The organism is Desertivirga xinjiangensis (assembly GCF_024436435.1).
Lineage (GTDB): Bacteria > Bacteroidota > Bacteroidia > Sphingobacteriales > Sphingobacteriaceae > Desertivirga > Desertivirga xinjiangensis.
The window spans coordinates 647113-668542 of record NZ_JAFMZP010000001.1; the positions used below are offsets into that span (position 1 = coordinate 647113).

Genomic DNA, 21430 nt, shown 5'->3' on the forward strand with positions numbered 1-21430 from the left:
TATCGAACAAGCTGAATAAACAACTATATGAATAGCGGTCTATCTGCTTACTGTTTTATCCAGCTATTTTCCTATAGCTCTATCTGTCCAAGTGGTTATTCAACTAGATTACTATCTACATGTATACATTTCCCAAACAGCAAAATAAGAAGAGTTTTATCTCTAATTAACCTGGGCTGATTTTGAATTTTTTTAATTGCAAGTTGTGTCTTTGTCCGTACAGATTTCTCTCAAAATCTGACTCCAATTACTCTTAACTCAATTTTCCTTTCGCCCAGCTCCCGTAGGAAATAGCTCGCAACTCCTTGAAAGCCGATAGAATTTGCTAATGAACAAGATTAAACGTTTTGAGCTTCGCCTCACAGAAGACGAGCACCTGCAACTTTTGAAATTGGAGAGGGAGCTGGGTATAAGCAAGACGGAATTAGTTCGGCGTAGAGTGCTACAGGATTCGGGAAAGGTATTGGTCCAGGGGCGAGAGCTATTGGCGCAAATGGATAAGATCGGTACAGAAATGGGTCGGTCCGGGAATAATATAAATCAGCTAGCAAAACACACAAATGCTTTGAATAAGCTTGGGTTGATTCCTGCTTCAACTGTCGAGGAGTTTAACAAGCTGCTTTCTAATCACCTCAGACAACAGAAGGAGATTGAAAAGTTGATGAGAAACCTTATTCGTCTGATGGGAAATATTTGATAGATGATTATAAAGATCCTTAGTCGATCTGCTACTTTCAATGGCGTTCGCTATAACACAAACAAGGTTGAAAAGGAAAAAGGTGAGTTGCTGAAGGTCGCCAATTTCGGTGCATTACAGGGCATCGAGAAGCTGAAGCCTCAGGATTATATCAACTATTTAAAGACTTATTCTGCAGGAAATACCAAAGTCAAATACCCTCAGTTGCACGCAGTGTTATCATGTAAAGGCAAGGAAAAGTCGAAAGAAGAGCTGCTGTCTATTGCTGAACAATGGCTAAGAGAAATGGGATACGGAGAAAATCCTTATCTCTTAATTTTTCACAAGGACACGGCCAATAACCATATTCATATGGTAAGTACCAGGGTTGGAAGAGATGGGAAGAAAATTTCAGATTCATTTGAGAAGATAAGATCCTATGAAATCTTACATAAAATTCTCGGCAAGCAGCAAGACCTACAGGCTAAAAAGCACTTGCAGCAAGCGTTAAAATACAGCTTTTCGACTCATGCGCAATTCAAGATGCTCCTAGAATTAAAAGGCTATAAGGTTTCTAAAGAGAAAGAACTGTATCAGATATTAAAGTATGGTAGAAAGCAGGCAGAGATCCAAACTTCAATTATTGATAGAAAGATTCTCTCTTATCGGGTTAACGAAAACCGGTTGCAGCAGCTTAAAGCGATGTTGTATAAGTATGCAGAAGTTTATGATCGGAAGTTACAGCAGAAGGTTATTCAAACAATAAATCCTCATCAGAAGAATCCTGCCGTTAAATATTACTCTCCATTTAGCCAAGCGTTGGAGGAAAAACTTTCACTTGAAATTATATTTCATCACAAGGGAAAGCAGCCTCCCTACGGTTATACTATTATAGATCATCGTAACCAACAAGTGCTGAAAGGAGGATTGGTAATGCCATTAGCTGTATTTACTAATGCATTGTCAGAAGCTGGTTTAACTGAACAAACAGCGCCGACTACTAAAGCTAATACCCGTAATTCTTTTAAGAATACAGATAGTTTTACTCTGGAACAGGATAATACATTCCTCAACGTTTCGGACCTCCTGGCTATTCAAATTACACCCGATGCTGATGATGCGATTATCTACCGGCAGCAAAGGAAGAAATTAAGAGGGGGAAGGTCCCGATAATCAATCAAACTCATATGATAATATTAATTGGAAACCAGAAAGGTGGAGCAGGGAAGAGTACCTTAACTCTGCTTTTGGCTAATTATTTAAGCCAAATCAGGAACCGGAAAGTAACAGTCGTGGATATGGACTATCAGCAATCGATAGCAGGTAAGGCGGAGAAGGAAAAGGAGTCCTTTCAACAGCCAAGCTATGATGTTGTACCTGCAGATCTATCCCATTTTCCTGAAATGTACAGATTGATGCAAAGCAAGCCATCGGAATTAGTGTTGCTGGATCTGCCAGGGAAAATGGATGATGATGAATTAATACCCATATTTCATGCTGCTGAATTGATTATTTGCCCATTCTCCTATGATGAGTTTTCCGTTGATTCTACCGTGCTTTTTAGTATGGTGATTAAGAAAATTAACAGTAAACCAGCGCTGGTATTTATTCCAAACCGTCTTAAGCCGCTTGTGAAATATGAGACCAAGGTAGAGGTCGATAAGTTGCTTCAAACATTTGGTGCGGTAACACCGGCTATACCGGATAGGATAGATTTTCAAAGGATTACCATCAATCATATTCCTCTTGGATTGGCGCCGGTCATAATGCCTATACTGGATCTTATTTATGATCAATATCTGATGAAAGAGGAGGAGGTATGACGGGAATAAAAAGTCTTGCTGATGAGTTGAGAGAAAGTCTTAAAAGTGGCAATCCAACTGAAAAGCTAAAACCCTCGAAGGCCAGAAAAAATACCAGATCTCAAGGAGCTGTAAACGGAGATCTGGCAATTCTGTTTCAGTCGTTGGATGAATATCAGCTTACGGGAACCGAAAAGATACTTATCCGACTGGATGAAAGAACAGTTTTTGTTTTAAAGCAGCTAAAGGTTCAAAAGGGAATTGATATGAATAAGGCTATTGCCTTTTTTATCAAATCCTTCCTGGAAAGTAAGCCTGAACTTACTGCCTACATTAAAGAATCACTTAAAACTATAGAATTATGAATTGGTCAAAATTTCTAATCAATGTTTCGGCGCTCTACCTATTTTACTATGCTATTAATATATGTATTGATATTATTAAAACCAGAGGCTGGAGGAAATCAGCGAGGGTAGACGATACCTTGTTCTTTGCCGATGATGTTGTTCCCACACTCGTTCCCGTGGTACAAGAGGTGGTTGAGTCACAATCAGCAATTACAGAAATAAAAGAAGAAACGGTAGCAGCCATAGAAGCACCTCAGGCTACCTTGGATTCTCTGCCCTATCTAAAAATTGAATCAACAGGAGGGACAGTAATGAAGGATATATTCATGCTAGTCAAAGCCGATATGATCCATAAGACTCGTCCGATATCCTTCAGTTAATAATAAATAACAACCACCCTAAGTAATACCCGCACTATAAAATTCACTGGAGGTATCTGCCTCTAATTTTTCAACCCTTAATTACTTTTTATGAAAAGAAAGTACAACAAGCTTTTTACTGGAATTGCTATGCTCTCAATAGCAACTTCAAATGCCTTTGCTCAAGGCGGTGGTTCAACAGGAATTAATGCGGCTACTTCCTCCTTAACCAGTTACGTAGACCCTGTTTCATCTTTAATTCTCGCTATTGGTGCGGTAGTGGGATTGATTGGTGGAGTGCGAGTTTATATTAAATGGAACTCGGGAGATCAGGACATCAACAAGGAAATCATGTCATGGGGTGGTTCATGTTTATTCCTGGTGTTGGTTTCTGTGGTCATTAAAGCATTCTTTGGAGTGTAATGGCCGGAAAGTATCCCATTTATAAGGGGCTGCAGAAGCCCCTTATTTTTCGAGGTTTTAAAGGTCGATTTATCGTTTGGGGAATAGCTTCGCTTGTTCTGGGATTAGTTCTTGGGGGTGTTACGGTAGCTGTTTTCAATATGTATGCTGGAGCTGTATTAACTATTTCACTTATAGCAGGCGGGTTAGTGACTACATATTATTCACAGAAACGAGGTCTTTACTCAAAGAGCCGAAAACCCGGAATATTTATCTATGGAAACAAATTAAAGATTAGTTATGAAACGAAAAAAGAAGCTGTTCGAAATCCCATATGCCGGAATCGATGAGCTCGATGGAGTGGCAATATTGTATAGCAAGAGGGGCGATTATTCAGTAGTGCTAAAAATTGAAAATCCTGTACTTCAATATGGAGCTGATGCGGAAGCCTACAATTCCTATCATAACATATTGTTGAACGTGGTTAAGATTTTAGGAGAAGGCTTTATCATCCAAAAACAAGACGTTTTCATTAGAAAAGAATTCTGTCCAAAACCTTCAATAGAGTTTTTGAAGCAAAAGTATAACGAACATTTCCAGGGGCGAAAGTATACAGCTCTAAGTACCTATTTTACCATCACACGCCAGGTAAAGAAAAGCGCTTTCTATGTTTTTAACAAGAATCACTTGTTGGACTTTCTGGAAGTTATTGCAAAGATTACCGACATTCTAAACATTGGAGGCATTTCATCTTCATTACTTAAGAAAGAAGAGATTAATCTTTTTGTAATACAATTGTTGGGAATGAAGTTCTCACGGGAAACCCTTTCTTTAAATAATATTAGGTCAGGTGAAAGGCAACTTCAGATCGGGGACGTTTCAACAAGGATTATTAGTCTAGTCGATACTGAAACGGTAGACCTTCCCGAAAAAGTGAGTCCGTACATATTCAATAAAGAAAACAGGAACTTGAAAGAATTTCCGATGGACAATTTGGAGTGTCTTTTCAGGATGCCTGAAACGGAAGTGGTGATCTACAACCAGCTTATAGAAGTTCCTCCTCAACAGCTTACTATTAATAACCTGGAACTTAAAAAGAAACGTCATTCTGGTGTTCCTGATCCGGCAAACGCTTTTTGCGTAAAAGACATAGAAAGTCTTTTGGAAGATTTGGCGAGAGAAAGCCAGATATTGGTAAATGCTCATTTTTCTATACTTATATCGGCTGCCCCTGAATTTATTGATAAAGCCGCAAATTTTGTTGAAAGTGCTCTTTTCCAACAGGGCATAATACCTTCGAGCAATGCCTATAATCAGCTTGAATTATTTCGGGCTTTTCTGCCCGGCAATGCAATTGAACTAAAGCATTACGATTGGTTCTTAACTACTCCCGAAGCTGCTCTTTGTTTTTTCTTTAAGGAGTCGTTAGTGAAAGATGATCCTTCAAATTTTTTGATACATTTTACTGATAGGCAAGGAGTTCCCGTAGGTATTGATCCTTCTGATTTTCCGATTAATACTAATCGCATCAATAACAGGAACCGATTTGTATTAGGTCCTTCAGGGTCTGGAAAAAGCTTCCTAATGAATGCCTTTGTTGAACAGTACATGTATTACAATACCGATGTAGTTATTGTGGATACTGGTCATTCCTATTCAGGTCTATGCGACTATTTTGCTGGGAAATACATCACCTATACTGACGAAAAACCAATCACGATGAATCCTTTCCAAATCGAGGAGGAGGAGTATAATATTGAGAAGAAGGATTTTTTATGTACGTTAATTGGATTGCTCTGGAAGGGAGTAGATGGCCAGCTGAGTTCGGTCGAACGGGATGTTATCTCTAATCTGATTAGTTCTTATTATTCTAACTTTTTCAATCCTCCAAAACGTGAAGTAAGTTTTGTAAAGCTAAGCTTCAATAGTTTTTATGAATTTGCGTTAGCTCGGATCCCAATAATAAAGCAGGAAGAAAGAATAGCCTTCGATCTGGATGAGTTCAGATATGTTTTAAAAAAGTTTTATAGGGGAGGTGAATTCGAACCAATTTTGAATGAGGCGGCTGATAGCTCCTTGTTTTCAGAGCGATTTATTGTATTTGAAATTGATGCAGTTAAGGAGAATAAGATACTGTTTCCAATCGTGACCCTCATCATTATGGATGTTTTTATTCAGAAGATGCGTCGTCGGAAAGATCAACGAAAGGCATTGATCATTGAGGAAGCCTGGAAGGCTATTGCATCACCTATGATGGCAGGCTATATTCTCTATCTCTATAAGACGGTCCGGAAGTTCTGGGGAGAAGCTATAGTGGTTACTCAGGAACTTTCAGATATTTTAGGGAATACAATAGTTAAAGATAGCATTCTAAATAACTCCGACACAGTTTTTCTTCTGGATCAGTCCAAATTCAAAGAGAGCTATGATGAGATTGCACGATTGCTCTCAATTACCGAAGTCGAGAGGCGTAAAATTTTTACAATAAATACGCTCGATAATAAAGAAGGAAGGGCTCGCTTTAAAGAAGTTTATATTCGAAGAGGGAGCACGGGTGAGGTTTATGGAATTGAGGTCTCATTATTTCAATATCTTACTTACACCACGGAAAAGCCCGAGAAGAGCGCAGTTGAAAGTTACGTAGATAGATATAGTTCTTATCAGGAGGGGCTCACGAGATTCATCCAGGATTTTCAGCAAAGTAAGTTAGACCTGTCAGCCTTTGTTAAAACAATAAACTCCTCAAGTCATCAAATTTTTACCTAATTCTTTACGCATGAAAAAGTATCTTCTTGCAGTCGCTGTAATCGGCTTTTGCCATAATGTATCTGCACAAATATATTTTGATCCAACTACTGCCGGAGCTATGGCTGCCCATTCTGGCATTATCAATAGCCAGTTGAACAAGACTAATGAAAATCTTACACTTATCCAGAAAGGGCAGTTAGCAGTGACGGGACAGTTAATTATCGTAAATGAGATTCAGGATAAGCTTTATAAGGGTTTAAGTGAAGTTGCAGGCGCAGTAAAATCCTTACTTGCTGTACAAGATATCTACGAAATAAGCCTGGACATAGTAGACGACGTAGATAAAGCAATTCAATATTCTTCAGGAAATCCAGCACTACTATTATTTGCCGAAAAGGGAGCGAAGGAATTCAAAAGTCGTTCAACAGCCCTAGCCGCAGAAGTAAGTTCGTTTGTGTTGCTTGGAGGAAAGGATAATTTAATGGACTCAGGTGAAAGAGCTAAGCTGTTAAATAGAATCCGGAACGACTTGATGATACTGCGAGGTATCGCATATGGCATGCAAAGATCTATGTTCTGGGCTAAACAAAGAGGAGTTCTCAATTCACTAAATCCTTACGCGAAATATATCAACTTGGATAAAAGAATTGCCCAAGATATAGTTCGAAACGCGAAATATCTCAAACGATGAAATACTGTATTTTTCTATTTATTTGCACCTTTCTCGTGATTAACAAGGGATGGTGCCAGATTAACGTGCAACTGCTGCACCAGCTGGTGAGCGAAAACAAAGAGGAGCACGGTAAGCAAGTAACAGCAAGGGATCGCCAGTCGAAAGTGACTGCGACGGAGGAATTGAACAAGCAAAAGTTGGGGAAACTTAAAGGTCGTTACCGGGAGCTCCAGCAACGGTTTCATTTTCTGGGTGTTGTAATTGATGCCGCTCAAGTAGGTGTAAGAGCAGATCCAATCGTAAATGACATTGTAAGGCACCAGGCTACTATTATTCAGGAGGCCGAGAAAGACCCATTGCTACTTCCTATTGCCCTTGATTCTGAAGCTGACTTAATCAAAAGAGCGAAGTCTCTTTTTAACTTTTTGATTGCCTTAACTATCAGTGTGGGTGATATCAACCAGATGAAGGTAAGTGATAGAAAGGAGTTGTTTGAGCATGTGATCGACGAACTGAATCAGATATCCGGGACTTCAAAAGGACTTTCCATTTGTCTCATTAATCGCAATCGCAAAAGTGAGCCGAACCCATTCCGGCAGTTTGTGAATAAAGATAAACAGTTTGTGAAAGGTATTATGAACAAGGTAGCAATCTTGAAAAATGATCTATGAAAGCGCTTTGTATTCTAATAACAGCTATTGTGCTATCTCTTTCAATCAAAGCCCAGGTAGTAATTTTTGATGAAGGCCATTTTAAAACGGTGACTGCAAACGGTATTTCAAGGTACATCGCCGAAATGAACTATAATAATAATTTGAAGACCGTTGATAGGAGCTTGAACGATATCAATCTAAATCTCACTTCTGTAATTCTCGTACAATCGATGATTAGGAAATCTCTGACACAAATTGATCAGGCTTTACGAAGTGGACTGCAAATTAAGCAGGTTATGCAAATTTCTGCTGAAGTTGTAGAGGAAGGTAGTAGGATGTTAAAAACAGCCGGTAATGAACCATATCTCTTGCTGTTTGCAGAAGAGTCTGCACGGCAACTGAAGTCCAGAGGAGTAAGACTTGTTACTGAAGTATCTGAGATCGTCCTCAAAGAAGGGGATGATGTCCTATTGAATTATGAGAAACGGGATGCCCTCTTAAATAAAACTATTCTGGAGCTTAAAGTAATGAGAGCTTTATGCTATAGTGTCAATAAATCTATGTATTGGGCAAAAGTAAATGGAATCCTGCAGGCAGCAAATCCCTACCGGAATTTTATCAACAGGGATAAATATCTCATCGACCAAATACTCCGCGATAAAAACATTTTAAAAAGTAACTTATGAAAAAGGTATTAGGCGCTTGCATTTTATGCCTCCAGGTATCTAATCTTTTTGCACAGAGACTCATCTTTGATGAGGCGATTAAATACCAACAGGAGAGGATGGTTTATAAGCAGTGGGATAAAGATAAATTTATTCCGGATAAAGGATTCCTGGGACTAAATCCTCTGTACTGGCTTACCTGGGGACTACATCCAGACTACCCGAAGACGGATAAAAGACCCTTGGGGCCGGTCGGACCTCAAACTCAAAGACTTGCTTTATTAACCGCAATGGCAAACACGGCAAGGCAGTATAAGTTAGAGTCTGATACGCTAAGTACAACCGCTATTTCTGAGGCGGTGAATTATTCTCCGCTACTTTCGGATGCTGATCCCTTGTGGCTTATGTACTACCAGTCTGAGCTAAGCTCCTTGACTGATTTTTCCGAAGATGTCTTAAACGGAGCAGGCGAAGACGTTAAGGTTTATTTAACCCGAAACGGAGGCTTGAATTGGTATCTGGAGGAAATTGATATTTTAAAAGAACGACTGAACTTGGCCAGGTCTTCTATTTTTGATCGAGGATCTAGGATTATTTCCTACCATCGAATCCTGAAGGATTATCGAAGGTTGTTAGCAGCCTGGGAAGCCAAAAAGCAGAACGCCAGAAAGCAACTCAATCTGTTTAGAATTCATGAGAATCTAAAGGGGAAGGAAGGCAGTCTTTCCAGAGCTGATTTCCAGAAGTCGGACATTGATATAGCTAATTCTATTTTATCCAAATCAAAGTTGTAAGTATGAATTTGACTCTTGAATCCTTAACCGGCGTTGCCGGTTTTTTTCTTAATCAGCCTTCGGTTGCAGCCTCCGACTCTTACAAAGATACCTTCAGCTTTCTACAAGGAGGTACTGTTTATGAAGAAGGTATGATGTACTTTCTAAGGGCGATGAAAGAAACTGTATGGACTCATTATGATTCCTTTATCGCAGATGCTCAAGCTTTGGCCGCAATTTTCATGCTTATCTATTTTGGTATTAGATCATATGAGATGATTGCTGGGGACAAAAAGCTGGAAGTAATGCCTTTGTTAAGACCATTTGGGTTAGCAATGATTATTATTTGGTGGGGAAGCTTTATTAAACTAGTGGCTTTGCCAACCGATCTGGTTGCGGCACAAACGGAAGAAATGTTTGAGGATAGTCAATCTGATGTAGATGCCTTAAGACTGGAACGAGCTAAACTGATGGCTGAGTTGGCGGATCAATTATTTAAAGTGCAAGCGGAAACAGAAGTCGCCAAGCACGAAGCGGATACTTGGTATGAAAATGCGTGGGAATCAGTAAAATCCTCAGTAAAAGAAGGCTTTGCCGATGTTTGGAATCCTATTATAGATCTTCGAAATCGAATGCAAATAAGTCTTCAACTATTTGCAACGTCCTTGCTGGAGACTATTGCGTTGTGGATCTTAAGGATTTGCGTTTACTTCATTTTTATCATTCAAATCATCTTTTCAACCATTTTAATAATTCTCGGACCTTTTAGCGTTGCTGTTAGTATTCTTCCGGCATTCCGAGATTCATTTACTGCATGGATTGCTCGCTTTGTTTCAGTAAATCTGTATTCGGGCATCGCTTTTTTAGTATTATATGTTTCGTCGCTATTGCAGCATTATGCAATGGAAGCTGAGATTACGAGGTATAAAGAGCTGGTTGATACGACGGGAGCAAGTATGGAAAAGTTAGGAGCGTTCGCCAGTAACGGTATTTTCTCTTTTGGAATAGTAATAGGAACCTTTATTATTGGTGCTTTGACAATGCTAACCGTTCCCAGTATTAGCACCTGGGTTATATCTACCTCCGGAATATCCAGTGCTGTTTCTTCATTTAGCAGAGGCGCAACCAATTTGACGAGGATTGGTGCCAAAATGATGAAGTGATATTGTTCGTAATTAAATTTATTTCATTGTCCCTACAACTCCTATGATTATAAAAAACATCGAATCTAAAATTCGGCTGGCTACCTTTGTCTCGGCTGGAAGCATATTTGTCTCTCTGCTTATAGTAGCCATCGTTTCTTATTTCTCCTTCCGTCAAATTGCTGATGCCCGAAAATCGGTATATGTATTAGATGCTAACAGTATTCCTTTGCTGGTTAAACAGGTAGATGTCAAGTTGAACCGGGCTGCAGAATATCGATCCCATATAAATCAGTTTCATCAGCTCTTTTTTTCTCTAACTCCAGATGAGAAGTACATCGAATATCAAATGAAGAGGGCAATGTATCTTGTAGACGAAAGTGGCATTATGCAATACAACAACCTGAAGGAGAAAGGGTATTTTAATTCTATCCTATCTTCAAGTGCTATACTTACCATTACCACTGATTCTATTTATCTCAACGAGGCCAGGAAATATTTCAGATACTATGGCAAACAAAAAATTGATCGCAGAAGCTCGACTATTACAAGATCACTTGTCACTGAAGGTTATCTGAAAGATTTGGAAGTCAGGTCGGATAATAATCCTCATGCCACTTTAATTATTAATTGGAAAACTCTAGAAAACAAAGATTTGGAAAATGTGCCCAAAACTAACTTTTAAATCAAAATTAACAAGCCAGGTTGGAGGGGCGTTTGCTCCACTAAAGAAAAACCTAACCCAGAATAAGCAGAATTTGATTATTGGCCTTATGTTAGCGGTTTTACTTGTATCCGCCTATATGTCTTTTTTCGTTAATCCTCATACAGAATCTTCGGTAGCTAAACAAAAAATTGAATTTCCTTTTGCCCGAGGAGATGTTCCAATAAACGCTTTTACCTCCTTGATAGAAATAATAAATCTTCAGTCACAGCTTTCCGCTATAAAAGCAAAAGATTCAGTAACAGTAGCTGATACTCTGCTACTCAGGTCATCGATCGACCAATTACACTCTATCCAATCCACTTTTAAAAAATATCGTTAGCTATGAAAATTAATTTTCAGCAGCCTAAGTACGTGCTGCCAGTCATTGTGCTGCCTTTTATTTTCATTTTTTTCTATCTCTACAAAGGAAATTTTGACAAGCCGGAGGAAAAAAAGAACAAGAAGGTGGCCCTACAGGAGAACATCTCGGATGTCTCCGAGGAAGTCAAGAAGCAAAGTCTCGAAGATAAGTTAGCGACCTTCCGGCAAAGGTACAAAGATGGTGATGGGTTATCTGCCTTAGGTGAGATCGAAGAAGATGAGCATTCAAAAGATCCGCCGCTACCAGACTTAGAAAGCCAAAAGGAAAAGCGGCTTTTAGACTCTATTAACCAGTCTATTAAAACAAGATGGGGAACTGAAGAAAGTTATTCAAGCCGGAAAGGCTCGCGAATGAATTACGGCAATGGAAATAACTCGACAAGCAGCGGTAATAATGAGCTTTCACGACTGCTTCGAGCAATGAATCAAAACAAGCAGCTAAAAGCTTCTGCTCAAGAACAGGATCCAATGGCTGTTTTTCGGCAGCAGATGGCGTTGATAGACAGTATGGGAAAAGCGAATGATCCTGAGTTTAAAGCTGAACAGGCAAGGAAGCGGCAAGTGGAACTGGCTGAAAAAGAAAAAAAGGAGCAGAAGGTACTGGCGGTTAAAAAGTATGAAGGAGGATTGCAAGCTTTCAATACTGTTAGGCCCAACGAAAATCGTTCACTAATCACCGCTATTGTCGACGAAGATATAAAAGGGTACGCTGGCTCACGACTTAGAATTCGCTTACTGGAAGATTTACTGGTGGGAAGGGTAGTTGTTAAATCAGGGACTTATCTCTATGCTCAGATTTCTGGTTTCAATGCTCAGAGGGTGAGTCTCACTATAAATTCCATACTTGTAAATAATCTTATCCTGCCTGTTAAGCTGGAGATTTATGATCGGGATGGAATGCCTGGACTCTTTGTGCCGGCATCAGCATTTAGAGAATTTCAAAAGGAACTTGGAAACAGTTCTGTTCAGGGAATAAACCTTCAGAATCAGATCGAAAATAATAGTCAGCTTTTTATGAGTTTGATGCAGAAGGTGTTTCAATCTTCTTCCGCGGCTCTGTCTAAGCTGATAAGGCAGAACAAGGCGGAAATAAAATACAACACACAAGTCTTCTTGGTCGATCCCGCCGAATTAAAAAATAATCAAAAGAACTATTAGATCACCTACCATGAAAAGTATCGTCTTAACATTCAGTTTGCTTTTTGCCGTGTTTGGGTTGTTTGCTCAGACAAGACCTTTAGAAAAACTTCCTTTAGTGGAAGCTAATCCAAATTCTACATTACATTTCATTTCGCCGGAATCCATACAATATGTAGATATTTCCAGTAATGAAATTGTCGGTGATCTCCCTTTAAAAAATATCCTCCGGCTGCGTGCCCGTCCTGATTCAATCTCGAAGTGGCCTTTTAGCCCGGGCAATGTTGTTATCACTATCGCCGGAGAATCCTACTTGACTCAATACCAAGTGTGTTATAAGGGAGGAATTACAGATACGCTACCAACGAGAATAGAAATTACGCCTGATAAAACAATTCCATTGGATATAGATCGGATAGAACTTTCCTCATCTACACTTAAAAGGTATGCATACGAGGTGTTCAGAAATCGACGGGATAAACCTATTGTAAAAAAATCTCATAAAAAACTTGAAGCTGAGCTGAACCAGGTCTATTCTGTAGGAGACTATATTTTTCTAGATGTAAGTTATTCTAATAAAACTAATCTCCCATTTCAAATTGACGAAGCGCGTTTTAAAATCGAAGATAAGAAAATAACAAAAGCGACAAATTCTCAATCAATCGAAATTACTCCAGTCCTTTCCTTGTTCCCAAACTCAAAGTTCAAGCGATATTATCGTAACGTATTCGTGTTTAAGAAATTCACTTATCCTGGAAGTAAAATCCTAAACGTTTCTCTTACCGAAAAGCAAATTTCCGGGAGGAATGTCCAACTCAAAATACCTTATAAGGAAATTTTGGAAGCTGATGTACTACCGCCAAACTAGTAAATAATGGAAGAAACCAAAGGACAACAAGCTTTGCTCCGCTTCCTCCAGTGTTATATCTATTTCCATGTACTTACCGAGATATTTTTATTCTTTTATTTGGAAGGGAATGTCCTTACTAAACACTTACCCAGTCGATTGTTGATTGATTTTAGCTACCGGCTTTCCAGACTTCCATTTTACCATAGTTTGCTCAATAGCAAACTGTTTACCTTATTCCTGATCTTCCTGGCTTCGATTGGTACTTTGAGTAGAAAACAGAAGGATCTAGATCCTAAAACGAGTATAATTTATCCGCTCACCGTTGGTCTTGCCATCCTTTTCTCCGGGTTGTACTTTCAGGCAAAAGGATCAACCGCAAATGGGGTATTATATGAGGCGGTATATATTCTTTCTTCGTTCCTGGGAGCTATTCTGGTTCATATCTCAATGGATAATATCAGTAAAATTATTAGTTCGAAATTAGGTAAGGACAAATGGAATGTTGAGGAGGAAGCATTTCTGCAGCCAGTAAAGCCAGTCTTAACGCCTTCATCTGTGAATATCCCTATGCTTTTTTACTATAAGGGTAAGGTGCGGAATGGTTGGATAAATTTGGACAATATATTTAGAGGAACGTTGTTAATCGGAACTCCTGGATCGGGGAAATCCTTTGGGGTGGTTAACACCTTCATCCGACAATTGTCTGCTAAGAACTTCTCCCTATGTATATACGATTTCAAATTCCCGGATTTGGCTAGCATTGCGTATTCCCACTTTCTGAAGGCGAAGAGCGACAACTTTGAAAGCAAGCATGAGTTTCATGTTATAAACTTAATTGAGGTTGAAAAGAGCCGACGAATAAATCCCTGGAAGAGCGAATTTATATCAAGCCTAGCAGATGCATCTGAAACGGCTGAGGCTTTGGTAGAAGCTTTGAAAAAAGGGGACAAATCAGGCGGGAGCGATCAATTCTTTACTCAATCTGCGGTCAATTTCTTGGCAGCATGTATCTATTTCTTTAGCAGGTATGATAAGGGGAAGTACAGCAGCCTTCCGCATGTACTAGCCTTTTTAAATCTGTCTTACGAAATGATATTTAATACACTATTTTCCGAGCCAGAGCTGTCATCCCTTCTATCTCCTTTTAAAACTGCCTATAATTCACGGGCATTTGAGCAGTTGGAAGGTCAGGTAGGGACCCTCAAGATTTTTATAAGCCGTATGGCTACAAAGGAGACATTCTGGGTGTTTTCCGGCGATGATTTCGATTTGAAGATCAGTAACCCTGCGACTCCTTCAAGCCTCGTTCTGGCAAATGATCCGGCTACTCAAAATATCAATTCAGCTTGCTACTCGGTAATTATCAATCGGCTAACAAGGTTGGTGAACTCAAAGGGGAATAATCCGACAGCTTTGATTATCGATGAAGTACCAACCTTATTTATGCATAAAATTGAGAATCTGATAGCTACTGCTAGAAGTAATAAAGTAGCCGTTCTATTAGGGCTGCAAGAGTTGCCTCAGTTTAAGCAGCAATATGGGAAGGACACTGCTTCTACAATAACCTCCGTTATTGGAAATGTATTAGCTGGTTCAGTCCGGAGTAAGGAAACACTGGAATGGCTGGAACGTCTTTTTGGTAAGATTAAACAACAAGGGGAGGGATTAAGCATTGATCGAACCAGAACCTCTGTTTCCATAAATGAAAAGCTTGAACCACTTATCCCTGCAGGAAAAATAGCTTCCTTAAAAGCGGGAGAACTCGTAGGGCTATTAGCTCATGACGTTGAAGAAAGATATACTGGGCGTTTTTCTACCTCGGCAGTTCACTGCCGTTTAAACCTTGACCTTGAAGCAATACGAGTAGAAGAGAAAAATTATCCCTCTTTGCCAGTCTACTACGACTTTCAAGGTAGGAAATCAGAAATACTAAGCCGGAATTTTGACCGGATTAATAGAGAGGTTATGGAAATTGCAAATCTCTTCAATTAATCCGGCTGTATCGATATCAATTTATTTATCTATTCATTATTAAAATATTAACTTATGAAAGAAGCATTTAAAGAAGGCGAGCTGCCGCTAAATGAGCTGCGACGATTAGGACTAGTTGATGGTGACACATTGAACCTTAATCAGGATGATAAGCAAGCTCTGCTAGCCGGACGGAGAACAGATTTTGTCAAACTGAAAAATTTAAGTTCGGATGGCATCACTATTGATTCTCTTGACGCCAAACTATCTTTGGTTAGGAACGAAAGTAATAAAGTAGATGTACTAATTCATCCCATTTATAAAGAAGCCCATCAGCATGCGCTGCTGACGGAGGTTGAAGCTGAGAAATTGATCAAAGGGGAGTTATCTCATATCGAAAAGGATTTCAAAGATCACGGCGTTGAGAAGAAGCATATTATTGAATATGATTCTGAAACACGAGAGTTCCTCTCATACGACCCTGCGGACGTCATCCCTCCATATTCAATTAATAGTAAAAAATTACGGAATGATCAGATTGAAGCCTTTCAAAAAGGGGAGATGATTCAGTTAGAGGACGGGACCTCCATTCAACATCGTGCAGGCGAGAAGAAAGGTGTGCTATCCGACCGATCCGCTCTCACCCTATCAGTTTTACTTGATGGCGGCGTTTCGTACTTACTACTACGTGGCATAAACAGTTTTACCGGTAAGGATATCCTTAAACGAGATAGTGGCGAGAAAGGTGAATTCGAACTTGCTAAAGATCCAAAAGTTTCAGTCTCGGAAAACCTAGAAAGTAAGCAATATAGCAGAGGCTACACCAGGACATCATCCAGATAGCTCAAGCTATCATTCTACCAGTCTATCTATTTCTACCATTTATCTTTTTGATTTTATGAACGAGAAAAATCTTGAGTACCTTAAGTCAAGTCTTAAATATCTGGGCTTTGGGGATAAGCTTAATGAGGTGCTTGAAAGCGCGATTAGAAATGAAATGCCAGCCTTTAAGTTGGGTCTAAACAATACAGTAACACCTCCAGGAGCATCAAAAGAAAATGCCGGAGCAGCAGAGCATATTGCTTACGAGGTCAATTTCGCGAAAGGCAAGAATAGTGACATGTATTTTCTTAATGATTTTAAAGCTGTTTTAAATAAACCTGACACGCCTCCTCGAGAACAGTTATTCAAGCCATGGATTACAGCTAAAGAAGCTTATAACCTGCTTTCAGGAAGGTCGGTTAATAAGGATTTGAGAAGGGATGATCAATCGGAAAAAGTTAACGTCTGGGCAAAAATAGACCTCAATGTTAAGGACGCTAAAGGGAACCATCCCTTCCGGTATTTTTATCCTAATTACGGTTACGATTTGGAGAAGAGCCTTGCCAAGTATCCCGTAAAGGAGTTGGCCGATGAAAGTAAGAAAGAAGAGCTTATCAATCGCTTAAAGAAGGGGGACTTGGCGGCAGGGGAGTTGCAACTCCAAGGTAAAAAGACTTCAATTTACATTGCTGCTAATCCCGAGATGAAAGCGGTGAATCTATTTGACAAAAAGTTATTGCCCATTCGAGATTATCACATTTGGCCGGAACTGGCAAAAGAAAAGAATGAAGCTTCTGGATTATGGCAAGATTCTGCTTCAACGCAAGAAGTACGAGTTAAGCAACAATCAAGGTCTACTGAGAATAGCTCAGAGCATCAGGCAGATCTAAAACATGAAGAAGGTCAACAAAAGAAGGTTGGTCGTTAACAATGGTAGCACCTACGTGTGTTAGCAAAACCGCCACAGCTGAAGAGGCTGTGGCGGTTTTCTTATTTATTGCAAATCATGAATTCATATTTCTGTGATGCCTATAATACTCACTGAAATATCTCTCTTGTACCTTCCTTTGAGCAGCTTTTCTTGATTTTCTGAAGATATAGACAAAGAATAAGAGCCATAAACACCAGCCTGTAGTAAAGCCAGGTAAAAGATTATGCGAGCTTATTCCAGATAAAAATGCTCCTGTGGCGGTGAGGCAAATAATGCAAAAGAGGATGACGGTTTTCATAGGCGATGATGTATTATGAAGATAGTGAAAATGGAAATGACATCCAAATCTAGTTAGATAGACTGTTTCTTTACTACGAGGAAGGAGAACTTCGTCGAAGTTCTAGGAGATGAAATTAGCCAAGGAGTTCAAAATTCTTCGATTTTTACTAAATTTAAATCTGCAAATCCTATTCGCTTATCATGCATCTCAGTAAAGTAAAAATCACAAATTTTAAATGTTTTAAAGAAACTTCCATCCTTGAGCTGAATGCTGGGTTGAATATTTTAGTTGGAAATAATGAAGCAGGTAAATCAACAATTCTCGAAGCAATACATCTGGCTCTTTCTGGCCTCTCACATGGGAGGTACTTGAAAAATGAGCTTAGTGAGAACAATAGAAGATATATTAACATCTATTACACAAGCAGGCCAGGAAGATGCGTTAAAAGGACTCCGAGGTGCTCTTTTTGAATTTCTGATGTACCCACTATTGACGAGAATTATCCTAACTCCCATATTGAAAGGTCAAGAATCATATCTAGAGTAAATGACATAGGAGAAAAGGAAACATATGAGTTTGATTATATTATCCACAGTTCACATCCTCCTGAAATCATTTTTTTAGAACTGAAAGGATATCATTCGGGTGCACATATTCCTCTTGGCGATATCGATAGAAAATCTTCTTTAAAATGGTTTTTTAGGAGGACCTTACCTTTTGCGTTTAAAGATTACATGGCGGAGATAAAGAAGGGAAAGACTCCGAAAGCAGTTTATATAACCAGTGCTAATTTTTATAAAGACGGGAAAGAATTCATTACGAAGATGAACACTTCTAAGTTTAAGTCTGCAGAATTAAATTGTGGGTATGAAAGAGAATCACTAATGGAATTGCTGGACAAAAAAGGTTTTAAAGACGAAATTAAAATAATCAAAAGATTTTATACTAGGAATGGAAAGGAGGGTTTGGACGATAATGGCGCTGAAGAATAAGCCTTCACTGTTTGCCAGTTTTATAAAATCTATAGCGCGTCAATTATTTCTTGCCTCCATTTGGTTCCATCACCACGCAAGTCCCTATGAAATAGTGACGGTGTAAAAAAGATGTTATCCAAAATTCCGAGGAAGTAATTGGATTTTTTCAGACCACCGCAAAACTCTGGTTCAGTAGCGATTGTAAAGCCTGCCAAACGTCTCAGTATCCATCTCAGAGTTTCACTGTTTGCCGAAAAAAGCTCCTTAATCGCAGCCTGTTTCATATAAGTGTACCCTTTAGTGTTGAAAGGGCTTTTTCCAGACGTCGGATTTCCGAACGTAAAAAAATCTAAGTCAATATCCAAATATACCTTTTGGTCTTCTATGCAAGGTACATAAGCATCGAAGGCCTCCGTGCTTCTAAATATATTGATCGTATGGACATTTCCATAGATGTCCCTAATCTCTTCTTTCGCTTTTCTTCCGACGTCCTGTCTGCAGATGACGTAAACATCTTTTAATTTATTAAGCAGAAGTGCAGCCCTAATTTGAACATCATTAAAATGTGACAGCTTCGCCCACGTATACAAAGCAACCTCCGCCCTGTTAGTTGTATCGAGCTCCTGAAGTTCTTCCAATTCATCTTTGTAAGGCGGTGCCAGGTCCTGGTGCCAGTCATAGCTGATTAAAGAAGGAATTTCAGTAAGTAAATTATTAGTCCATTTTAGCCAATAGTAAAAGGCAAACCGATGCTCTTGAAACAAGGCTAGTTCAATACAATGGTCTCTCTGAAAAGGATGCAGGAGGATTTCCCTCATGCATCCTGGAGGTTCTAAAAAACTGATATGCTTTAAATATCTCTGGTCAATAGAAAAGGCCATCCTAACCGCGGTATAATGTTCTCGCTGTTTCTACTTCCTGTGGTAACAAGTTCATGTAGGCATTAGGACCATCCATTCTCAGCTTGAATCCTTCAAGTTCGAATGCCGTTATCATGGTATCATTCCCGCAATACTTGTAACGGCCCTTTGAGACATAACTGCTAATCCGCTCGAATAAGTGCTTGAAGGTATAGGAACTACTTGTCTGATAAATTGTCTTAGCTTGTGAAGGAAATAGAATCCTAATTAATTCCCGGGCATTGTCAACGGAGAACTCCGTCTCATTATCCTTTAGAAAGGGGAGTTTGGAAATGGCCCAAATGATTTTGTCATCCGGATGAATAGAAGTACCTCTACCGGAATAATTAAACCACTTAATAATTTCTTCTTTTATTTCCTCAACTTGAGGGTCAAAAGGCCCACAAGAATCATCCCACATTTCAATTATGCTAACTTCGTGCATAAATCTTTGCTCTGTAAACTTAGGTTTAGCAATAAAGCGTGGTTCTTGGGAATGAATAAGAAATGGACCTTCAGACTTGGAATTGTCCGGGTTGGTCCATAAGAATTTTGGAAACTTACGTGCCATAAAAAATAACCAGTTTTTATCCAGGTGGCGCCCCTGTTTATATTGTGTAAAGATAATTATCTCATAATAATTTCCAATTGTAATGAGTAATAAAGCTCCACTTGTTAGAAGTGGAGCTCTTTAAGTTTTAGCATTGAAGTGATCTTAAGACACACCTTTAGGACTAAGCAGTCTAACATCTCCAGCTGACAATGCTTCGGTCAACATGTTGAGAACTTTAGGTGTTTTTTCATGCACACCCCATTCCATCAAAATTGACTGACAGCGCTGCAAAGTTACTTCATTGTTATAATAGGGCGCCGAACGATCATCATAGAAGAATTCCTGTTCGAGGAAATCTATTTCCTTGTTAGGGGATATAACCCGCACTCGTCCTTTGGGAGACCGTTCCCAAATAGGAGAGTAGTCTCGGTTAAATAAAACCTCTTTGCCACTCTCGCATCTCCATTTTCCATAAGGAAGGTAAAGTCGCATAGGTTTGAAATTTCGAGCGGTACTTTGATTCTTCAATATAGTTACTTCGTGGCGGGCAGCATGAAAAATTCCCCCGTCAGAATACCCTTCAACAAGTTTCCTCCTATAATCATGGTGAAATACGATACCCAACGTGTTTTTTCCATTTTTTATACGCACTAAGGTACCCGGTCTTAGCTGACCTCGATAGTAAAAAATAGGAGTTCTGAGTCTAGCAGGCCAATTGTCTAAAGCCTTAAATGCTAATTTAAAACGATGTTCAAGTTTCTCCATAGGTTTGCAATCATGGTAAGACTGTAGGAGAATAGACCATGCTATCTTTAAGTTTCGTTTCAGTGTTGCCTTCCTTGTATTTGAAGGACTAGTTTCAAAGCCGTGCCCACTGCGACCTAGGTAAATCTTGTTAAATTCTTCAGTAGGCAATTCCCGTTCGTTATATTCATTTCCCAACCATGTTTCGAGAGTTGATCGTATGCTAAAGATAGCATTGTTTGCTCGTTTATAATATTCGACGGCATCCATTACCTCTTTAATTAATTTTCCTACTTTTTTATGTCTCTTAACAGACATCTTTCGGTTTGGATGTTGATCGATTATAGCACCGGTAATTACATTATAATAATCTAACGCGGAAGTCGCGGGTATTGCGGGTCTTTTAATCTCATGTTTCCCACTGGATTTAGTTGGCTGGCAGTTTTGATAATTGTTCCAATTATCAAAACCATGTTCCCTGACAACTTGATTTAATGCCTCCATATGGGACATCTCAACCGTTCTACGTAATTTTTTTGCTTGACGTTTAATGCGCTCCGGATCAGGAACGTTTGTTCTGACTTTCATTGATACTCCTAAACTCGCTAGAAAAACGTCATTCGCCTACCGCTTCCCGAAACGAGAATAAGCGTTCAATAAATTTGGTTGAAAACGGTGCTTAAACAGCTTTGCAAAGACGAATGTCAAGCTCCCGTTTAGAGCTTAAAACAAATATAAGAAAAGATCGCCATTAATATAGACATCACTTAAAATTTCTTAAGCGTTAGAGTGACTTGTAATTTTTTATTTTTTTTACATAATCAATCTTCTATCTTTGTCGCTCTGTTCCCGTAGTTCAATGGATAGAATTGTTGATTCCGGTTCAACTGATGGGGGTTCGAATCCCTCCGGGAACACCAAAGAAGAGCTCCCAGCGAAGCT

24 protein-coding genes and 1 tRNA gene are annotated in these 21430 nt (G+C 39.2%); 22 read left to right on the forward strand and 3 right to left on the reverse strand.

Annotated elements, in window-relative coordinates; all coding sequences use genetic code 11:
* Positions 1–328 precede the first annotated feature (328 nt).
* From J3P37_RS02645 to J3P37_RS02740, 21 genes are all read left to right on the forward strand, one after another.
* Positions 329–697: a plasmid mobilization protein gene (locus J3P37_RS02645; protein WP_256009444.1), complete on the forward strand. Its 369-nt coding sequence runs from the start codon at positions 329–331 to the stop codon at positions 695–697.
* Positions 698–700: 3 nt separating this feature from the next.
* Positions 701–1849, forward strand: a complete 1149-nt coding sequence (locus tag J3P37_RS02650) for a relaxase/mobilization nuclease domain-containing protein (protein WP_256009445.1) — start codon at positions 701–703, stop codon at positions 1847–1849.
* A gap of 14 nt (positions 1850–1863) precedes the next feature.
* A complete protein-coding gene (locus tag J3P37_RS02655) occupies positions 1864–2499 on the forward strand; it encodes a ParA family protein (protein WP_256009446.1) in 636 nt (211 codons plus the stop codon).
* The gene (locus J3P37_RS02660; RefSeq protein ID WP_256009447.1) at positions 2496–2843 is read left to right on the forward strand and encodes a hypothetical protein; all 348 of its coding nucleotides are present in this window, start codon (positions 2496–2498) and stop codon (positions 2841–2843) included. The genes J3P37_RS02655 and J3P37_RS02660 overlap by 4 nt, the downstream gene beginning before the upstream one ends.
* Complete coding sequence (locus J3P37_RS02665; RefSeq protein ID WP_256009448.1) at positions 2840–3205, forward strand: hypothetical protein; 366 nt, start codon at positions 2840–2842, stop codon at positions 3203–3205. Before J3P37_RS02660 ends, J3P37_RS02665 begins: the two co-directional genes overlap by 4 nt.
* Positions 3206–3295: 90 nt before the next feature.
* Complete coding sequence (locus J3P37_RS02670; protein WP_256009449.1) at positions 3296–3607, forward strand: DUF4134 domain-containing protein; 312 nt, start codon at positions 3296–3298, stop codon at positions 3605–3607.
* Between the two features lie 279 nt (positions 3608–3886).
* Positions 3887–6352, forward strand: coding sequence for a TraG family conjugative transposon ATPase (locus tag J3P37_RS02675; protein ID WP_256009450.1), 2466 nt, complete (start codon positions 3887–3889; stop codon positions 6350–6352).
* Positions 6353–6362: 10 nt separating this feature from the next.
* Entirely contained in the window at positions 6363–7025 is a 663-nt protein-coding gene (locus J3P37_RS02680) for a hypothetical protein (protein ID WP_256009451.1), read from the forward strand.
* Positions 7022–7678, forward strand: a complete 657-nt coding sequence (locus tag J3P37_RS02685) for a hypothetical protein (protein ID WP_256009452.1) — start codon at positions 7022–7024, stop codon at positions 7676–7678. The genes J3P37_RS02680 and J3P37_RS02685 overlap by 4 nt, the downstream gene beginning before the upstream one ends.
* Positions 7675–8346 (forward strand): hypothetical protein, encoded by a 672-nt coding sequence (locus tag J3P37_RS02690; protein ID WP_256009453.1) that lies wholly within the window; start codon positions 7675–7677, stop codon positions 8344–8346. The genes J3P37_RS02685 and J3P37_RS02690 overlap by 4 nt, the downstream gene beginning before the upstream one ends.
* Positions 8343–9119 carry a hypothetical protein gene (locus J3P37_RS02695; RefSeq protein ID WP_256009454.1) on the forward strand — a complete coding sequence of 259 codons (777 nt, stop codon included), beginning with the start codon at positions 8343–8345 and terminating at the stop codon, positions 9117–9119. The genes J3P37_RS02690 and J3P37_RS02695 overlap by 4 nt, the downstream gene beginning before the upstream one ends.
* 2 nt (positions 9120–9121) lie before the next feature.
* A complete protein-coding gene (locus tag J3P37_RS02700; protein WP_256009455.1) occupies positions 9122–10261 on the forward strand; it encodes a TraJ family protein in 1140 nt (379 codons plus the stop codon).
* A 43-nt stretch (positions 10262–10304) separates the two neighbouring features.
* Positions 10305–10925: a conjugative transposon protein TraK gene (traK, locus tag J3P37_RS02705; protein ID WP_256009456.1), complete on the forward strand. Its 621-nt coding sequence runs from the start codon at positions 10305–10307 to the stop codon at positions 10923–10925.
* Positions 10903–11286, forward strand: coding sequence for a hypothetical protein (locus tag J3P37_RS02710; protein WP_256009457.1), 384 nt, complete (start codon positions 10903–10905; stop codon positions 11284–11286). Before traK ends, J3P37_RS02710 begins: the two co-directional genes overlap by 23 nt.
* Positions 11287–11288: 2 nt before the next feature.
* Positions 11289–12485, forward strand: a complete 1197-nt coding sequence (gene traM / locus J3P37_RS02715) for a conjugative transposon protein TraM (protein ID WP_256009458.1) — start codon at positions 11289–11291, stop codon at positions 12483–12485.
* Between the two features lie 10 nt (positions 12486–12495).
* Positions 12496–13332 (forward strand): conjugative transposon protein TraN, encoded by an 837-nt coding sequence (traN, locus tag J3P37_RS02720; protein ID WP_256009459.1) that lies wholly within the window; start codon positions 12496–12498, stop codon positions 13330–13332.
* 6 nt (positions 13333–13338) lie between these two features.
* Positions 13339–15306: a type IV secretion system DNA-binding domain-containing protein gene (locus J3P37_RS02725; RefSeq protein WP_256009460.1), complete on the forward strand. Its 1968-nt coding sequence runs from the start codon at positions 13339–13341 to the stop codon at positions 15304–15306.
* A gap of 54 nt (positions 15307–15360) precedes the next feature.
* Positions 15361–16128 (forward strand): DUF4099 domain-containing protein, encoded by a 768-nt coding sequence (locus tag J3P37_RS02730; RefSeq protein ID WP_256009461.1) that lies wholly within the window; start codon positions 15361–15363, stop codon positions 16126–16128.
* A 55-nt stretch (positions 16129–16183) separates the two neighbouring features.
* Complete coding sequence (locus J3P37_RS02735; protein WP_256009462.1) at positions 16184–17035, forward strand: hypothetical protein; 852 nt, start codon at positions 16184–16186, stop codon at positions 17033–17035.
* A gap of 483 nt (positions 17036–17518) precedes the next feature.
* A complete protein-coding gene (locus tag J3P37_RS23015; protein ID WP_369414043.1) occupies positions 17519–17788 on the forward strand; it encodes an AAA family ATPase in 270 nt (89 codons plus the stop codon).
* Positions 17789–18052: 264 nt separating this feature from the next.
* The gene (locus J3P37_RS02740) at positions 18053–18310 is read left to right on the forward strand and encodes a hypothetical protein (RefSeq protein ID WP_256009463.1); all 258 of its coding nucleotides are present in this window, start codon (positions 18053–18055) and stop codon (positions 18308–18310) included.
* Between the two features lie 29 nt (positions 18311–18339).
* Here J3P37_RS02740 and J3P37_RS02745 read toward each other — a convergent pair whose 3' ends face one another.
* The 3 genes from J3P37_RS02745 to J3P37_RS02755 all read right to left on the reverse strand — a co-directional run bounded on the left by J3P37_RS02745 (position 18340) and on the right by J3P37_RS02755 (position 21076).
* The gene (locus J3P37_RS02745; protein ID WP_256009464.1) at positions 18340–19110 is read right to left on the reverse strand and encodes a hypothetical protein; all 771 of its coding nucleotides are present in this window, start codon (positions 19108–19110) and stop codon (positions 18340–18342) included.
* Positions 19111–19174: 64 nt separating this feature from the next.
* Positions 19175–19762 (reverse strand): hypothetical protein, encoded by a 588-nt coding sequence (locus tag J3P37_RS02750; protein WP_256009465.1) that lies wholly within the window; start codon positions 19760–19762, stop codon positions 19175–19177.
* 144 nt (positions 19763–19906) lie between these two features.
* Positions 19907–21076 (reverse strand): DUF5623 domain-containing protein, encoded by a 1170-nt coding sequence (locus J3P37_RS02755; RefSeq protein ID WP_256009466.1) that lies wholly within the window; start codon positions 21074–21076, stop codon positions 19907–19909.
* A gap of 257 nt (positions 21077–21333) precedes the next feature.
* Here J3P37_RS02755 and J3P37_RS02760 point away from each other — a divergent pair.
* A tRNA-Arg gene (locus J3P37_RS02760) sits at positions 21334–21408 on the forward strand.
* Positions 21409–21430 lie beyond the last annotated feature (22 nt).

Excerpts from the sequence above, each read along its gene's own strand:
- J3P37_RS02645 (WP_256009444.1), top strand. The coding sequence starts at position 329 with ATGAACAAGATTAAACGTTTTGAGCTTCGCCTCACAGAAGACGAGCAC.
- J3P37_RS02650 (WP_256009445.1), top strand. The coding sequence starts at position 701 with ATGATTATAAAGATCCTTAGTCGATCTGCTACTTTCAATGGCGTTCGC.
- J3P37_RS02655 (WP_256009446.1), top strand. The coding sequence starts at position 1,864 with ATGATAATATTAATTGGAAACCAGAAAGGTGGAGCAGGGAAGAGTACC.
- J3P37_RS02660 (WP_256009447.1), top strand. The coding sequence starts at position 2,496 with ATGACGGGAATAAAAAGTCTTGCTGATGAGTTGAGAGAAAGTCTTAAA.
- J3P37_RS02665 (WP_256009448.1), top strand. The coding sequence starts at position 2,840 with ATGAATTGGTCAAAATTTCTAATCAATGTTTCGGCGCTCTACCTATTT.
- J3P37_RS02670 (WP_256009449.1), top strand. The coding sequence starts at position 3,296 with ATGAAAAGAAAGTACAACAAGCTTTTTACTGGAATTGCTATGCTCTCA.
- J3P37_RS02675 (WP_256009450.1), top strand. The coding sequence starts at position 3,887 with ATGAAACGAAAAAAGAAGCTGTTCGAAATCCCATATGCCGGAATCGAT.
- J3P37_RS02680 (WP_256009451.1), top strand. The coding sequence starts at position 6,363 with ATGAAAAAGTATCTTCTTGCAGTCGCTGTAATCGGCTTTTGCCATAAT.
- J3P37_RS02685 (WP_256009452.1), top strand. The coding sequence starts at position 7,022 with ATGAAATACTGTATTTTTCTATTTATTTGCACCTTTCTCGTGATTAAC.
- J3P37_RS02690 (WP_256009453.1), top strand. The coding sequence starts at position 7,675 with ATGAAAGCGCTTTGTATTCTAATAACAGCTATTGTGCTATCTCTTTCA.
- J3P37_RS02695 (WP_256009454.1), top strand. The coding sequence starts at position 8,343 with ATGAAAAAGGTATTAGGCGCTTGCATTTTATGCCTCCAGGTATCTAAT.
- J3P37_RS02700 (WP_256009455.1), top strand. The coding sequence starts at position 9,122 with ATGAATTTGACTCTTGAATCCTTAACCGGCGTTGCCGGTTTTTTTCTT.
- traK (WP_256009456.1), top strand. The coding sequence starts at position 10,305 with ATGATTATAAAAAACATCGAATCTAAAATTCGGCTGGCTACCTTTGTC.
- J3P37_RS02710 (WP_256009457.1), top strand. The coding sequence starts at position 10,903 with ATGTGCCCAAAACTAACTTTTAAATCAAAATTAACAAGCCAGGTTGGA.
- traM (WP_256009458.1), top strand. The coding sequence starts at position 11,289 with ATGAAAATTAATTTTCAGCAGCCTAAGTACGTGCTGCCAGTCATTGTG.
- traN (WP_256009459.1), top strand. The coding sequence starts at position 12,496 with ATGAAAAGTATCGTCTTAACATTCAGTTTGCTTTTTGCCGTGTTTGGG.
- J3P37_RS02725 (WP_256009460.1), top strand. The coding sequence starts at position 13,339 with ATGGAAGAAACCAAAGGACAACAAGCTTTGCTCCGCTTCCTCCAGTGT.
- J3P37_RS02730 (WP_256009461.1), top strand. The coding sequence starts at position 15,361 with ATGAAAGAAGCATTTAAAGAAGGCGAGCTGCCGCTAAATGAGCTGCGA.
- J3P37_RS02735 (WP_256009462.1), top strand. The coding sequence starts at position 16,184 with ATGAACGAGAAAAATCTTGAGTACCTTAAGTCAAGTCTTAAATATCTG.
- J3P37_RS23015 (WP_369414043.1), top strand. The coding sequence starts at position 17,519 with ATGCATCTCAGTAAAGTAAAAATCACAAATTTTAAATGTTTTAAAGAA.
- J3P37_RS02740 (WP_256009463.1), top strand. The coding sequence starts at position 18,053 with ATGGCGGAGATAAAGAAGGGAAAGACTCCGAAAGCAGTTTATATAACC.
- J3P37_RS02745 (WP_256009464.1), bottom strand. The coding sequence starts at position 19,110 with ATGAGGGAAATCCTCCTGCATCCTTTTCAGAGAGACCATTGTATTGAA.
- J3P37_RS02750 (WP_256009465.1), bottom strand. The coding sequence starts at position 19,762 with ATGGCACGTAAGTTTCCAAAATTCTTATGGACCAACCCGGACAATTCC.
- J3P37_RS02755 (WP_256009466.1), bottom strand. The coding sequence starts at position 21,076 with ATGAAAGTCAGAACAAACGTTCCTGATCCGGAGCGCATTAAACGTCAA.